The organism is Pseudofrankia sp. EUN1h (genome assembly GCF_001854645.1).
Lineage (GTDB): Bacteria > Actinomycetota > Actinomycetes > Frankiales > Frankiaceae > Pseudofrankia > Pseudofrankia saprophytica.
Window position 1 is genome coordinate 26,998 of sequence record NZ_MBLN01000047.1, and the last position, 13,240, is coordinate 40,237.

Consider the following 13,240-nt stretch of genomic DNA (forward strand, 5'->3'; position numbering starts at 1 on the left):
TCTACGTCACCCGCGACCTCATGGGTCGGCTTCGCTACCGTCTTTCTGGCCTTCTACCGCCTTCCCGGCCTGGCCGCGCCGCCCGTGGGTCGGGTCTGCGACGGGGGACGTCGGGGGCGGCAAGCGGTCTGAGAGTATTTCGAGGAGTGGGGATGGAAAAGGCGCAGAGGTTGGGCTGGCAGAGGGCGGGCTGATGGACCTGGACGCGTACGTCGCTGTCCACCGGCCGGAGTGGTTTCGGCTTCGCTACCTCGTCGATCGGGCGAACCGGCCCCGCAAGATGCCGCGCGAGGAGCTGGAAGAGCTGGTCGAGCTCTACCAGCGGGTCGCCACCCAGCTGTCGGTGATCAGGAGTCGTTCCCGCGACCAGGCCATGGTCGACGACCTGTCCTCACTGGTGATCCGCGCCCGCGCGGCTGTCACCGGCACCGTCGACCCCGGCTGGCACGTGGTCGCCCACTATTTCACCGTCACCTTCCCCGCGGCGGTCTACGCGCGCCGGTGGTGGGCCATCGCGACGACCGTCCTCTGCGTGCTGTTCGCCCTGGCCTGCGCGCTGTGGGTCGTCTACGACCAGACGGCGCAGGCGAGGCTGGTCCCGCCGGACGACGTGGCCCAGCTGTGTCGCAGCGACTTCGCGTCCTACTACACCGAGAACCCGGCGGGCTCGTTCGCGAGCCAGATCTGGACGAACAACGCCTGGGTTTCGGCGCAGGCGATTGCCCTCGGGGCGCTGCTGGGCCTGCCGACACTGGTCGTCCTGCTGGAGAACTCGCTGAACCTCGGCGTGGTCGGCGGCTACATGTCGAGYTGCGGCGAGAGCGGCCAGTTCTTCTCGCTGATCCTGCCGCACGGGCTGCTGGAACTGACCGTGGTCTTCGTCGCCGGAGCGGTCGGCCTGCGACTCGGCTGGTCGATCATCGCGCCGGGTGGCCGACGCCGGTCGGAGGCGCTCGCGGCGGAGGGCCGCGCGGCGGTGTCGATCGCGATCGGGCTCGCGGTCGCGCTCGCCGTCTCCGGCGTGATCGAGGCGTTCGTGACGCCGTCCGGCCTGCCGACCGCGGTCCGGATCGGCATCGGCGTGCTCGCCTGGGCGCTGTTCGTGGCCTATATCTGGATCTACGGCTCCCGCGCCGCTTCCCATGGTGAGCAGGGCGACCTGGAGGCCTCCCTCCGCGCGGACCTCGCCCCCGTCACCTGACCTCGTCCTATCGCTGACCGGGCCTCAGCCGGCGCTCCTCCGCTCGAAGACCAGGGCGGCGACGGCGGGGAGGACGAGGTCCACCGTGCCATCGGCCGCCGGGGTGAGCGTCTCTTCGCCCGCCGGACCGCCGCGGCCGCCGTACGGCGCGGCATCCGTGTTCAGCCGCAGACGCCACGGGGCGGCGCCCGCCAGCGAAGGGTGCCGCAGCAGGTAACTCGGGAACGGGGCGTTGTTCAGGCTCACGACGACGAGCATCTCCTGGCCTGGGGCGTCACCGCCTTGGGCGTCACCGGCCGGGCCGGACCAGCGGCGAAAGGCGATCACCCGGGCCGGGTCGTTGGTGTGCAGGATCTCGACGTCGCGGGACTTCGCGGCGGCCGAGGCGAGCCGCAGCCGGGCGAGGTCGCGGTGGGCGGCGAACAGGCCGGCGCCGGTCCCCGCGCGCAGCCCGTACAGGTCCTCCTTGTCCTCCGTGAAATGGTTGTAGGTGTACGCCTTGGCGGCACCGACCTCGTCGCCCATCAGGAACATCGGCGTGCCCGGGGCGAGCAGGGCCAACGCGGTGACGCAGCGGATTCTCGCCTCGGCGTACCAGCGGGTCTCTCCGACGAGTGGCGCGTTGTTCACCGCGACCAGGATGTTGCGTTCCGAGTGCTCGGCGTTCCCCGCCTCGTCGTGGCTTTCCGGGTAGACGACCGTCCTGTTCGCGGCGCCGACCAGCGCCCCGGCGAATAGACCCATCGCCAGCGGGCCGGTGAGATCCCGGCCGGCGGTGTCGAGGAGCCGCGCGTACTCCGGCCCTTCGCCCTTGTCCCCGATCAGGTGATGGTAGAAGTCCACGTACCAGCTGGCATCGAAGCCGAGGCCGCCCGCGGGCGCCGGGCGGGTCACCGCGTCCCAGCCGGAATGGTCCTCGGCGACGAGGACGACGTCCGGCGCGATGGTCTTCAGCGTCTGGCAGAGCTCGCGCAGGAACTTGCGGCCGGCGACGTTGGCCGCCATGACCGGCTGGCCGTCCGCGTGCAGCGCGTTGTACAGGTGGATCGACGTCGTCTGGTCCAGCCGGAAACCGTCGACGTGGAACTCGTCAAGAAGCGCGACGGCACTCGCGACGAACAGCGCGCGTACCTGTTCCTCGAGGTAGCGCGGCGCGTAGCCGGAGGAGAGATTGTCGACGTAACCGCCGTCCGGGAAATCCGTGTGGTCGGCGTCCGAGCCCTCGTACCAGTAGTACGCGTTGTGGCTGGGCGTCGTGGTGTCATACATCCAGGCGGCCCGCTCGGCGTCCTGGGTGTAGTGGTTGAAGACGAGGTCCACGAGGACCGCGATGCCGCGGCGATGGCAGGCACGGACGAACTCGGCGAGCCCGTCGCGGCCGCCGGCGCTCTTCTCCACGGCGAGGAAATGCGACGTGCCGTATCCCCAGGAGCGGGTACCGCTGAACTCGAGCACCGGCAGCAGTTCGACGGCGTTGACCCCGAGGTCGGCGAGGTAGTCGACGAAGGCGATCGCGTCGGCGAACGTGCCCGCCCGCGTCTGGCCGAAGCCGAGGGCGCCGACGTGCAGCTCGTAGATGACCAGATCCTCGACGCGGCGCGGCACCGGGTGAGCCGGATCGAACTCGTCGGCCCAGAAGTCCCCCGACGGTGGCTGTGGGTCGACGACCACCGAGCAGCTGACCGTTCCGTCCAGGTCGGCCGCCGTCCCGTCGTAGTGCGCGCCGCGCGGGTTGACGTCGCCGCCACCGGACTGCTGCCGGGAGTACATGTCCGTGCGCCAGACAACCGAGCCGTCCTCCCGGGTGACCCGGTAGAGGTAGCGCCGTCCGGTCCAGCCGGCGAACCCCGCCGTCGAGGCCTCCCACACGCCGTCCGACCCTGGTCGCATCGGCAGGCGGGCGATGGTCGGGTCCTCGCCGTGGCCGTCGTCGGAGATATAGCCGCTCTCGCCGCCGAACGCGACCTCGACGGCCCGGGCACGTGGCGCCCAGACCCGGAACAGGATCCGCTCCGACTCCGACTCCGACTCCGGAACGGCGCCGAGGAAGTGATGGCTGCTGAGTGTGAAGGTGGTGCTCACCTCCGCCAGGGCGTCCGGCCCGAGAGCAAGCGTGCGGACCTGGTCCGTGGAGGCTGGGTCCGCTACTTCACCGGGGATTCCCCAGAATTGCGACCCGTCGTCGCGTACCAGCCACACACCCCAGCGGAAGGTGTTAGGCGTGTGGACATCGAGAGTCACACTGGCCCGGAACACCGCGGCGCCATCCGGGCCGACAGCCGCCGTCATCGGCACCGAGGCCCAGGTGTCGCTCGGCCGGCCGGCCGCGTCCCAGCTCCCGACCAGCCGAGCCCCCGCCGCGATCCGTCGGTGCACGCCGGTGCGGTACTCGACGTCGACGCGGGTCATCGGACCGTCGCGTCGTGYGCGCGGTCGCGGTCCGCGACAGATGCGTGGCTCATGGCCACCAGCGTAGGTCGCCTCGATTCGAGGCTTTTTGCAACCCTTCCGCGACCGGGCGGCCGTCTACCTACGGTTCGCGGCCGAGCAACCTAGGAGCACCGTGGCCGTCGACGATCGATCATCGACGGCGCGACGTCGCCTACCCCGCGGCACCGGCCGTCCGCCGGGCGGGCAGTGAGACAGGAGGACGCCGTGTACTACGAGACATCCGTAAGGATCGCCGCGTCCGCGGCGAAGGTCTGGGCGGTGCTACGGGACGTCGAGCGCTGGCCGGAATGGACTCCGACGGTCAGCCAGGTGCTGCGGGTGGAGTCCGCGCCCGAGTACGTCCCCGGCGCCGACGGCCCGGCCGGTGAGCTGACGAAGGGCGATGTCGTCAGCATCAAGCAGCCGAAGCTACCGACACTGACCTGGACCATCGTCGACTGGATCCCGGCCCGCTCGTTCACCTGGGCGTCCTCCAGCGGTGGCGTACGGACCGTCGCCGACCACCGCATCGAGGACGCCCCGGACGCCCCGGACGCCGAGAGCGAGACCCCCCGAATCGGAGCGGCCGAGCTGGGAGTGACCGTAACCCTCAGCATCCGCCAGTCGGGCCCGCTCGCCTCGGTGGTCGGCCTCCTCACCGCCCGTCAGACCCGCCGCTACGTCGACACCGAAGCCCAAAGCCTCAAGGCCCGCTGCGAGCAGGCGTAGCAAGGACCGGGTCGGCGCCTGCGCCCAGCCCGGCGTGGAGGCAGGCGATATTGGGGCCGAACCGGCAGTCCTGACCCAATATCGCCTGCCTCGCTGCGGCTTTCGGCGGCCTCGGGCGGCGAACGCGGCGAGTTACAGGCGGCCGAGGGCCTTGAGGGAGAGGTAGGCGTCGGTGACGGCGGGGGCGTAGCGGTCGGGGGCGGCGTCGACGACCTCGACGCCGCGGCTGCGCAGCTCCTCGGTGAGCTGGCGGCGGCGCAGCAGGGTCTGCTCGGCCGCGGCCGCCGCGTAGACGTCGCGGACGGTCTCCCGGCCGGCGGCGAGCTCAGCGAGCCTGGGGTCACGCAGCGCGGCCACCAGCACCGTGTGCCGGGCGGTCAGCGCGGGCAGCGCCGGCAGCAGCGACTCCTCGATCACCGCCGGCACCAGCTCGCTGAAGATGACCACGAGCGCGCGCCGGCGGGTCATCCGCAGCACCGTCGAGACGATGCCCTCGTGGTCGGCCTCGACGAGTGCCGGCTCCAGCGTCGCCATCGCCTCGCTCATCCGCGACAGCAGGTTTCCCTCGCTCGACTCCGGCAGCACCAGGCGCGCCTCGCTGTCGTGCGCGACGAGCCCCACCCGGTCGCCGGCGCGCAGCGCGACGGCGGTCAGCAGCAGCGCGGCGTCGAGCGCGTGGTCGAGCCGGGGCGCGTCGCCGACCCGGCCGGCCGACGTGCGGGCCGTGTCGAGCACGCAGACCACCCGGCGGTCGCGTTCCGGGCGGAACGTCTTCACGACGACCGCGCCGCGCCGGGCGGTGCCACGCCAGTCGATGTTGCGGACGTCGTCGCCGATCACGTAGTCGCGCAGGCTGTCGAACTCGGAGCCCGCCCCGCCGCCGCGGATGGCCACCTGGCCCTCGACCTCGCGCAGCCGGGCGAGCGCCGACGGCAGGTGCCGGCGGGAGTGGAACGGCGGCAGCACCCGTACCCGCCACGGGCAGTAGTGTCGGCCCTGCCGCCCGGCCAGGCCCAGCGGGCCGAGCGAGCGGACGGTGATCCGGAACGGCTCGCGGTCACCGCGTCGGGTCGGGTAGAGGGTCGCCTCCAGGAAGCGCCGCTCGCCGGCCGGGATGGTCACGCTGTAGGTCAGCGGCCGGGCGCCGGCCGACGGCGGCCACGCGTCCCTGATCCTGGCCCGTACCGCCCGGGGGCCGTTGTTGCTGACGGTGAGCACCAGCGGCACCGGCTGGCCGAGCCGGGCGCCGCGCGGCCCGCTCCGGGAGAACTCCAGCGCCCGGACCGAGCCGGCGAGCGCCAGGTCGAGCAGCACGAGCCCGACGATCAGCAGGTCGACGATCAGGATCACGACGCCGGGGACGGGCGCGAGTGCCACCGCCACCGCGCCGAGGAACGCGCATGCCGCCGCCCGCCCGGTTATCGCCATCGGCTGCTCAGCGGGGGACGGGAACGGTCGCGAGCACCTGCTCGAGCACCACGTCCGCGGTGACGCCGTCCAGCTCCGCCTCGGGGCGCAGGCTGATCCGGTGCCGCAGCGTCGCGCGGGCGAGCGCCTTCACGTCGTCCGGGGTGGCGTAGCCACGGCCGGACAGCCACGCCCATGCCTTCGACGTGGCGAGCAGCGCCGTCGCCCCGCGCGGCGAGACCCCGAGCAGGACCGACGGCGCCGAACGGGTCGCCCGGGCGAGGTCGACGATGTACGCGAGCACGTCGGGGCGGACCTGCACAGCGCGGGCACACGCCCGGGCGACGGCGAGCTCGGCCGGGCCGGCGACCGCCGTCACGCCCGCCGCGTCGAGGTCGCCGGGGTCGAAGCCCGCCGCGTGGTGGGCGAGTACCCGGACCTCGTCGTCGCGGGACGGCAGCGGCAGTGTCACCTTGACCAGGAACCGGTCGAGCTGGGCCTCGGGCAGCGGGTAGGTGCCCTCGTGCTCGACCGGGTTCTGCGTCGCCAGCACGGCGAACGGGCTGGGCAGCGGCCGAGGCTTGCCGTCGACGCTGACCTGGCGCTCCTCCATGACCTCCAGCAGCGCGGCCTGGGTCTTCGGCGGGGTGCGGTTGATCTCGTCGGCGAGCAGCAGGTTGGTGAAGACCGGGCCTTCGCGGAAGGCGAACTCGGAGCTGCGGTTGTCGTAGAACAGCGAGCCGGTCACGTCGCCGGGCATCAGGTCGGGGGTGAACTGCAGCCGCTTGGTCTCCAGCGCGAGCGTCCTCGCCAGGGTGCGCACCAGCAGGGTCTTCGCCACGCCGGGAACGCCCTCCAGCAGCGCGTGGCCGCGGCAGAGCAGCGCCACCACCAGGCCGCTGACGGCCGCGTCCTGGCCGATGACGGCCTTTCCCACCTCGGAACGCAGCCGGATCAGCGCGGCCCTCGCGGCCTCCTGCTCCTGCGCGGACGGCAGGCCGGGGGGCGCCGTGGCCACGGGCGTCGGCCACGCCGCCGGCTGGGGCTGCGGCACCGGCTGGGGCTGCGGCACCGGCTGGGGCTGCGGCACCGGCTGGGGCTGCGGCACAGGGGTCGGGGACGGTGGTGGTTGCGGTGGCGGGACGGACAGCGCCGGGCCCGAGGCCGGCACGGGCGTGGCCGGCCATCCCGGCGGGGTCGGGGGCGGCGGCACCGACGGCGGTGGCGGGGGTGACGGCGGCCCGGCCGGCCCGGCTGGCGGACCAGCGAGCGGACCGGAGGGCGGCCCGGCCAGCGGTGGGGACCCGAACGGTGCCTGGGGCGCGCGGCCCCCGACGATGGTGACCTCGCCTGCCGCCTCGTCCTCGGGCGCCGGGTCCTCGGATGGCCTGGTGGCGCCGGGGTAGCCCTGGTCGCCGGCCGTGCCAGGACCCGGCGTCGCAGCGCCGGGAGCAAAGGCGCCGGGGTACGGAGTTGTCACCTTCCACCCACCTGCCGATCGAGTTTGTCGAGTGACTTCGCGAGCCGGAGCAGCGCGGCGTCGTCCCGCGGTTCTGGTTGTCCGGAGTCCGAGTGTCCGGTGTCCGGTTGCCGGGTGTCCGGCATGGCGGACGCGCCGCCGGGTGCCGGCCAGGCCTGCGGCGGCGGTGCGCTCTGGGCCACGGGCGACCCGCCCGAACCGTACAGGAGCGCCCAGATCTTCCAGGCCGGGCGACCCGTCCGCTGCGCGACCGAGGCGACGAGGGTCGCCGGGTCCGGACCGCTGATCTCCTTCGCCACGGCGCCGGCCCGCACCGTGCCGCCGGCGCCGGGCGCGCCGTGCGGCGGCAGGCCGAGCCGGTCGGCGAGCCGGGCGCGCAGGCCCGCGCGCAACGCCTCGGCGGCGAGGTCGCGCGCCCTGGCCGCCGCGTAGAGCCGGCCGCGGCCCTCCGTGGTCTCGGCGGCGCGCACGACCACCGGCAGCGGCTCCGGCACCGGTGGGCCGAGCCGCCGTCCGCGCCAGAGCGCCAGCAGGACGAGCGCGATGAGGATCTGCAGGCAGGTCAGCCAGAAGCCGGGCCCGAGCAGGTCCGCGACACCGTCGCCGTCGGCCGGGTCGGTGAGGACCTGCTCCTGGATCACCCAGTCCAGGTGGGGGTGGCGGGCCAGCAGGCCGAGAGCGAGCGCGGCGTTGCCCTCGCGGTCGAGATCGGCGTTGGTGAGGAAACCCGCCCCGCCGAGCAGCACGAGCCGTCCGGCCCAGCCCGGCGCCGTCATCACGGCCAGCGGAGCACCGCCGGCGGAGGACGCGTAGCAGAACGTGGCCGCGACGCCGGCCGCGCGCCCGTCGGGAGCCTCCTTGGGCCGGTCGTAGAGGACCGAGCCGGAGATCGTCGCGCGGCCGGCGGTACGGGCCTCGGCGAGCTCGCAGGCCGGGGTCTTCGCGCCGGGCAGGGTGATCCCGTCGACGGTGTCGACGGGCACGTCCAGCGTGGCCAGCACGCCGGAGTCGGCCCCCACCAGCACCACGTCAGCGCCGTCCGCGGCGAGCCGACGCAGGTTCTCGAGGGTGAAACGATCGAGCCGGCCCGGCCTGATCACGACCATCGTCAGGTCGGCGGCCTCGCCGGGGGCGCTCAGCGCGTCGATCACGTCGTCGCGGGAGGTGACGTCGACCCCGCGGTGGCGCAGGATCTCGGCCAGCGCCATCGTGCCGGCGGGCGCCGGCGACCTGGCGTCGAGGGACTCCTTGCCGCCGGCCGGCCCGCCGATCGCCACGGCGATCAGGGAGTAGACGAGGACGACCACGCCGACCACGGCGAGCGCGATCGTCACCCGTCGCCGCGTGGCCGGGCGCGGCCCGGTCGGCTGGAACGTCGAGCCGGTAGCCGAGGGGCCGCCCGGCCCGCCGGCGCCAGGCGTCCCGTCCTGCTGGGCCCGCCGCGCCGGAGGCGAGGCGGGGGCGGTCGGGGCGGTCATGCGGGCACCGCGTGGGTGGGGCCGGAGGGGTGGTCGTCGTGGGCCGGGCGGCGGACGTTCGCGAGCGCGTCGTCGGCCCGGACGACGGCCTGGTACGACTCGGGGCCCGCCGGCCCGCCGCCGTACCAGACGTCGCTGAACACGGCCACCGCGACCCGCAGCTCGTCGATGCCGGTCGTCGTGACCGCGGTCATCTCCATGACCAGTTCGCCGGCGGTGCGGCTGGCTCTCGGGTCGAGCACACCCTTCTCCTCCAGCATCCGCACCACGGCGCGCAGCCGGGAGCGGACCGCCTCGGCGTGGCGGCCGGCACCGGCGTGCTCCTCGGCCTCGGCGCGCAGCGCCCGGGCGGTCAGCGTGCTCGCGAGATCGGTCTCGTCCGAGCGGTTCCTGGCCGCGCGGCGGACCGGGCCGAGCCACAGCCGCAGCACGACCGCCAGCGCGACCAGCACCAGCAGTACCGCGAAGATGCCGAGCCCGGTGTAGTTGCTACCGCCGGGCTGGTGGGCGGTGGGGTCGAGCCAGTCGAAGATCTGGCCCAGCTTGTGGTTGATCCAGTCGACGAGGCGGTGCAGCCAGTTCGGCGAGTGGCGGCCGTCCTGACGGCCGTAGATGTCGCGCGAGAGCTCCCGGCGCGCCTCGTCCTGGGCGCCCTCGCGGGTGACGGGGCCGCCGAGCGTCGCCATCAGGACCACCCACCGTGGTGCGGCCACCCGCTCTGGCCCGGCACCGGCGCCTGGGCCGGCGGCCAGGCACCGGCCGGCGGGAGGCCGGGAACCGGAACACCGGGAAATGGGGCACCGGGAACCGGGACGCTGGCGGTCGGGAAGCCGGCGGTCGGGAAGCCGGCGGCTGGCGGAGCGGCCGCCGCTGCGACGACGTCCGTGGCACCGGTGGCGGCGGCGCGCGCGAGGGCGACGTCGAGGGCCTCCCGGCGGATGCGCCGGTCGATGTAGAGGACCGCGATGACGCCGGCGAGCACGGGGGTGACGATCGTGACGACCAGGAGGCTCCCCAGGGCCTGGATGACGAGGCCGGCGACGCTTGGATGCCCGGAGGACTCGCCGAGCGACGACGACGCGGGCGCGGTGAACAGGGCGATCGGCACGCTCACGACGAGTACCAGCGTTCCGGCGATCACCCCGGCGAGTAGCAGGATGCCGAAGGTTCGCCACCAGGCGCCCCGGATCAGGTAGCGCGAGCGGCGCAGCGCCCCCGTGACCGTTCCGCCCTCCAGCGCGTACACCGGGGTGGCGAAGCAGAACAGCACCCCCAGCCAGACCGACACCACGCCGACCGTGGCCAGGCCGAGAATCATCAGCACCGTGACCAGCAGGGCCAGCCCCGCCAGCCCCGGCAACCGGGGCGCGACCCGACGGACCGCTGCCCCGAGGTTGATCCGGGACCCGCCGGCGGGTCCCGAGCCGAGGCTGGCCTCGGCGACGACGACCGCCAGCACCCCGGCCAGCAGGATCACCAGCATGACGTTGAGCCCACGCAGAACGACCTGAAGCAGCGCATAGAAGGCGAACGACGTGTCCTGGGCCAGGAGCTCCATGATCGCGCCGATGGTCTCGAACACCGCGCCGGTGACGAGGGTGAGCCCGAGCGTCGCGCCCGGGTTCGTCCGCATCGTCACGAACGCGCCGTCGAGGATCTCGCTGACGTTCAGCGGGCGCAGGGGCACCACGCCCGTGGCGGCGCTGGCCGGGCGCCCCGCCGGCCGGCGGAACGCGCCCCGGCGGGCGCCGTCCGCGCCGTCACCGCCGACGAGCTCGGAACCCGGCGCCGACCAGCCAGCTCCCGGGGCTCCCGGGGCGTTCTGCCCCCATCCGTCCGGGCCAGGGGCGGGCACTGGGCTCCAGCCCCCCGCTCCGGGTGGCGGGCCTGCCGGCGCGGTCGGGCCCCATGGACCGGGGCCCCACAGGCCGGGCCCCCACGGGCCGGGTACGGGCTGGCCGGGGCCGGGCGGGGGCGGCGGCGGATACGGGCCGGCGACCGGTCCACCTACGGCCATGCGCGCTCCCGTCGTCCCGGATGATCCGTCACATCCTTTCAGAGCCCGGTGCGGCCGGTATCGGCGCCGTCGGGCGGCCGACGTCGCGGGCCCTCCATGTTCGTCCACAGGAATCGGGCCGAGGCGGCCCGCCACCGTGGGTTGTCCACAGGGCGGGCACCGGGCCTGGCGCGGGACCGGGCGCTGGCCGATGCTGCGCGGGTGACCGGATCACAGCGCCGCGGCGGGTGGGCGTACTCGGCCGCTCGCGGGCGGGCACACGCCGCGTTCGGCACCCTGGCGGATCTGGTGCTGCCACGGGCCTGCGCCGGCTGCGGGCGCGCCGGCGCCGCCGTGTGCGCGGCGTGTGCCGTGGCGCTGACCGGTCCTCCGATCCTCGCCGCCCCGGGCAGTGCGGCCACTCCGGGGCGGCGAGGCCCGCCGCCGTGCGTCGCGGCCGCGCGTTACGCCGGCCCGGCCGGTTCGCTGGTGATCGCCTACAAGGAGCGTGGCCGCCTGGATCTCACCGGCCCGCTCGGCGGCGCGCTGGCGGCGGCGGTCAGCGCGGCCGTCGCCGTCGCCCGCCCGCCCGGCGGGCCGGGCGCCGGTGGGGTCCTGCTCGTACCGGTGCCGGCCAGCGGGGCGGCGCGGCGCCAGCGAGGGTTCGACCATGTCGGCAGGGTCGCGGCGGCCGCCGCCCGGATCGTGACGCGCGCCGGTACGCCGGCGTGGGTCGCGCCGCTGTTGCGCCAGGTCCGCCGGACGGCCGACCAGGCCGGGCTCGGCGCGCGCGAGCGGGCCGGCAACGTCGCCGGGGCGTTCGCGGCCCGCCCGGCCCCGGCGGCCCGGGTGGCGGCGGCGCTCCTGGAGCCCGGCCGCGAGCCGGGCCGCGGCGGCGGGATCGAGATCGTGGTGGTCGACGACGTGGCGACCACCGGCGCCACGCTCGCCGAGGCGGTGCGGGCGCTTCGCCGGGCAGGGGTACCGGTGCTGGCGACCGCCGTCATCGCGGCGGTCGACGGCACCTCGGCGCGCCCACGTGTCCGATTGCCCACCACGCGGGTACCGGAAGGGTGAAACTAGATGGCCTACCGGTGAACGGGCGGGTCGTCCGACCACCCGCTCCCCGGTGGGCGGGCGCCGACATCCGTGACACCCAAGCCAGAGGAGAGGACGGAACCGGCAGGCAGGACCGATCGAGATCACAAAGCGGCCGCAGGCGCGCGCGTTTTACGAGATGGGGGACAGCCAGTACTGACGACTAGACCCGGTTCGTTCGGGCCCGTCCGGGTTCGAGCCAGCACCGGGGCGCCGGGCTCCCGTCCGGATGCGGGCTAGGCCGCCGCACCACGAACCGGACACCCGGCCGGCGAACTGGAGGTGGATCGCGTGGAGATCGTGGTCAAGGGCCGGCACACGGCGGTTCCAGAACGGTTCCGTACGCACGTCCAGAGCAAGCTCGCGAAGCTCGAGCGGTATGACGGCAAGGTCATCCGGGTCGACGTCGAGCTTTCCAGGGAACGCAACCCCCGCCTGGCGGATGTCCGCGAGCGGGTCGAGCTCACCCTCTACAGCCGCGGGCCGGTGATCCGGGCCGAGGCCGCGGCCGCGGACCCCTACTCCGCGCTGGACGGCGCGACCAACAAGCTCGCCGAACGGCTGCGCCGGGCGGCCGAGCGTCGTGTCGACCACCAGCACGGCAACCACGGCCAGGGGCACGGGCACGCCTACGTCGGGCCACCGATCGTGGACCGTGGCGGCCCGACCCCCGCGGCGCCGGAGCAGAACGGGCGCTCGGCGGCGCCCGCCCCGCCCGAGCAGGGCCTGGCAGCGGCGGACGGGCTGGCCCCTTCGGGCGGTGGTGGCGTGGCCACTCCGGCGGACGTCGCGGCCGCCCTGGGGCGCCGAGGCACGACCGGCGCCGGCCAGCGGCCCGCGGGTGCCTCGAACGGCGCGCGGGTCATCGACGAGCCGGACCTCGATGGCCTCGACCTCGACCGCTACGAGCAGCCGGACCGTTCACCCATGGTCGTGCGTACCAAGACGCACCGGGCAGCGCCGATGACGCTCGACGACGCGCTGTCGAACATGGAGCTCGTCGGCCATGACTTCTACCTCTTCCAGGACGTGGCGACCGGCCGGGCGAGCGTCGTGTACCGCCGGCACGGCTACGACTACGGCGTCATCCACCTGATCGACCCGGACGACCCGGCGACAGCCTCGGACGAGGAGCGCGAACGGGTGGGAACGGCGTCATAGGAGGTCTCAGGGAACACCCGCGGTGAGAGCCGGCCTGTCCGGCCCACCGCGCCGGCCCCCTGGGAGCCCGACCGGGCTCCCAGGGGGCCGGCCGCTGTCCGACTCCCGGCGGCCCTCCAGCTTCGGCCGCTCGATGTACCTCTGACCACGTATCACAGCGATCCCCGTGGGCCCCCGCGCCGGGCCCGAATGAGGCCGAACCTGGAAATTGGTGCCTTGTCCGATGTTGGCCGATCGGTGGGGAACGCGGATCGGTGGGG

The 13,240-nt window shown here is 74.4% G+C and carries 11 protein-coding genes; 5 read left to right on the forward strand and 6 right to left on the reverse strand.

All coding sequences use genetic code 11. The annotated features are described in order from the left end of the window. Positions 1–193: 193 nt before the first annotated feature. Positions 194–1,201: a stage II sporulation protein M gene (locus BCD49_RS13195; RefSeq protein ID WP_007518816.1), complete on the forward strand. Its 1,008-nt coding sequence runs from the start codon at positions 194–196 to the stop codon at positions 1,199–1,201. 24 nt (positions 1,202–1,225) lie between these two features. Here BCD49_RS13195 and BCD49_RS13200 read toward each other — a convergent pair whose 3' ends face one another. Then, on the reverse strand, positions 1,226–3,610 hold the full coding sequence (locus BCD49_RS13200) for an alpha-amylase family glycosyl hydrolase (RefSeq protein ID WP_007518814.1): 2,385 nt from the start codon (positions 3,608–3,610) through the stop codon (positions 1,226–1,228). A gap of 246 nt (positions 3,611–3,856) precedes the next feature. Between BCD49_RS13200 and BCD49_RS13205 the strand changes: the two genes are divergently transcribed. Beyond that, positions 3,857–4,360, forward strand: coding sequence for an SRPBCC family protein (locus tag BCD49_RS13205; RefSeq protein WP_007518812.1), 504 nt, complete (start codon positions 3,857–3,859; stop codon positions 4,358–4,360). 132 nt (positions 4,361–4,492) lie between these two features. On the opposite strand, the gene BCD49_RS13210 is transcribed toward BCD49_RS13205, so the two are convergent. Both BCD49_RS13210 and BCD49_RS13215 read right to left on the reverse strand, forming a co-directional pair. Next, positions 4,493–5,788, reverse strand: a complete 1,296-nt coding sequence (locus tag BCD49_RS13210) for a DUF58 domain-containing protein (protein ID WP_007518811.1) — start codon at positions 5,786–5,788, stop codon at positions 4,493–4,495. A gap of 7 nt (positions 5,789–5,795) precedes the next feature. Next, positions 5,796–6,785 (reverse strand): AAA family ATPase, encoded by a 990-nt coding sequence (locus BCD49_RS13215; protein ID WP_051466097.1) that lies wholly within the window; start codon positions 6,783–6,785, stop codon positions 5,796–5,798. On the opposite strand from BCD49_RS13215, the gene BCD49_RS44065 reads away from it, so the two are divergent. Beyond that, on the forward strand, positions 6,778–7,173 hold the full coding sequence (locus tag BCD49_RS44065) for a hypothetical protein (RefSeq protein ID WP_071041526.1): 396 nt from the start codon (positions 6,778–6,780) through the stop codon (positions 7,171–7,173). The genes BCD49_RS13215 and BCD49_RS44065 overlap by 8 nt on opposite strands. Positions 7,174–7,243: 70 nt before the next feature. Here BCD49_RS44065 and BCD49_RS13225 read toward each other — a convergent pair whose 3' ends face one another. Genes BCD49_RS13225 through BCD49_RS13235 form a run of 3 tightly spaced genes read right to left on the reverse strand, consistent with a single transcriptional unit; the run spans position 7,244 to position 10,580 of the window. Further along, positions 7,244–8,725 (reverse strand): DUF4350 domain-containing protein, encoded by a 1,482-nt coding sequence (locus tag BCD49_RS13225; protein ID WP_071041527.1) that lies wholly within the window; start codon positions 8,723–8,725, stop codon positions 7,244–7,246. After that, positions 8,722–9,411, reverse strand: a complete 690-nt coding sequence (locus BCD49_RS13230; protein WP_007520628.1) for a DUF4129 domain-containing protein — start codon at positions 9,409–9,411, stop codon at positions 8,722–8,724. The genes BCD49_RS13225 and BCD49_RS13230 overlap by 4 nt, the downstream gene beginning before the upstream one ends. Continuing rightward, positions 9,411–10,580, reverse strand: a complete 1,170-nt coding sequence (locus tag BCD49_RS13235; protein WP_051466095.1) for a hypothetical protein — start codon at positions 10,578–10,580, stop codon at positions 9,411–9,413. The genes BCD49_RS13230 and BCD49_RS13235 overlap by 1 nt, the downstream gene beginning before the upstream one ends. Before the next feature lie 363 nt (positions 10,581–10,943). Here BCD49_RS13235 and BCD49_RS13240 point away from each other — a divergent pair, with 363 nt between their 5' ends. Next, positions 10,944–11,798, forward strand: coding sequence for a ComF family protein (locus BCD49_RS13240; protein ID WP_241832319.1), 855 nt, complete (start codon positions 10,944–10,946; stop codon positions 11,796–11,798). Positions 11,799–12,110: 312 nt separating this feature from the next. Then, entirely contained in the window at positions 12,111–12,980 is an 870-nt protein-coding gene (gene hpf, locus BCD49_RS13245; protein WP_007512785.1) for a ribosome hibernation-promoting factor, HPF/YfiA family, read from the forward strand. Positions 12,981–13,240 lie beyond the last annotated feature (260 nt).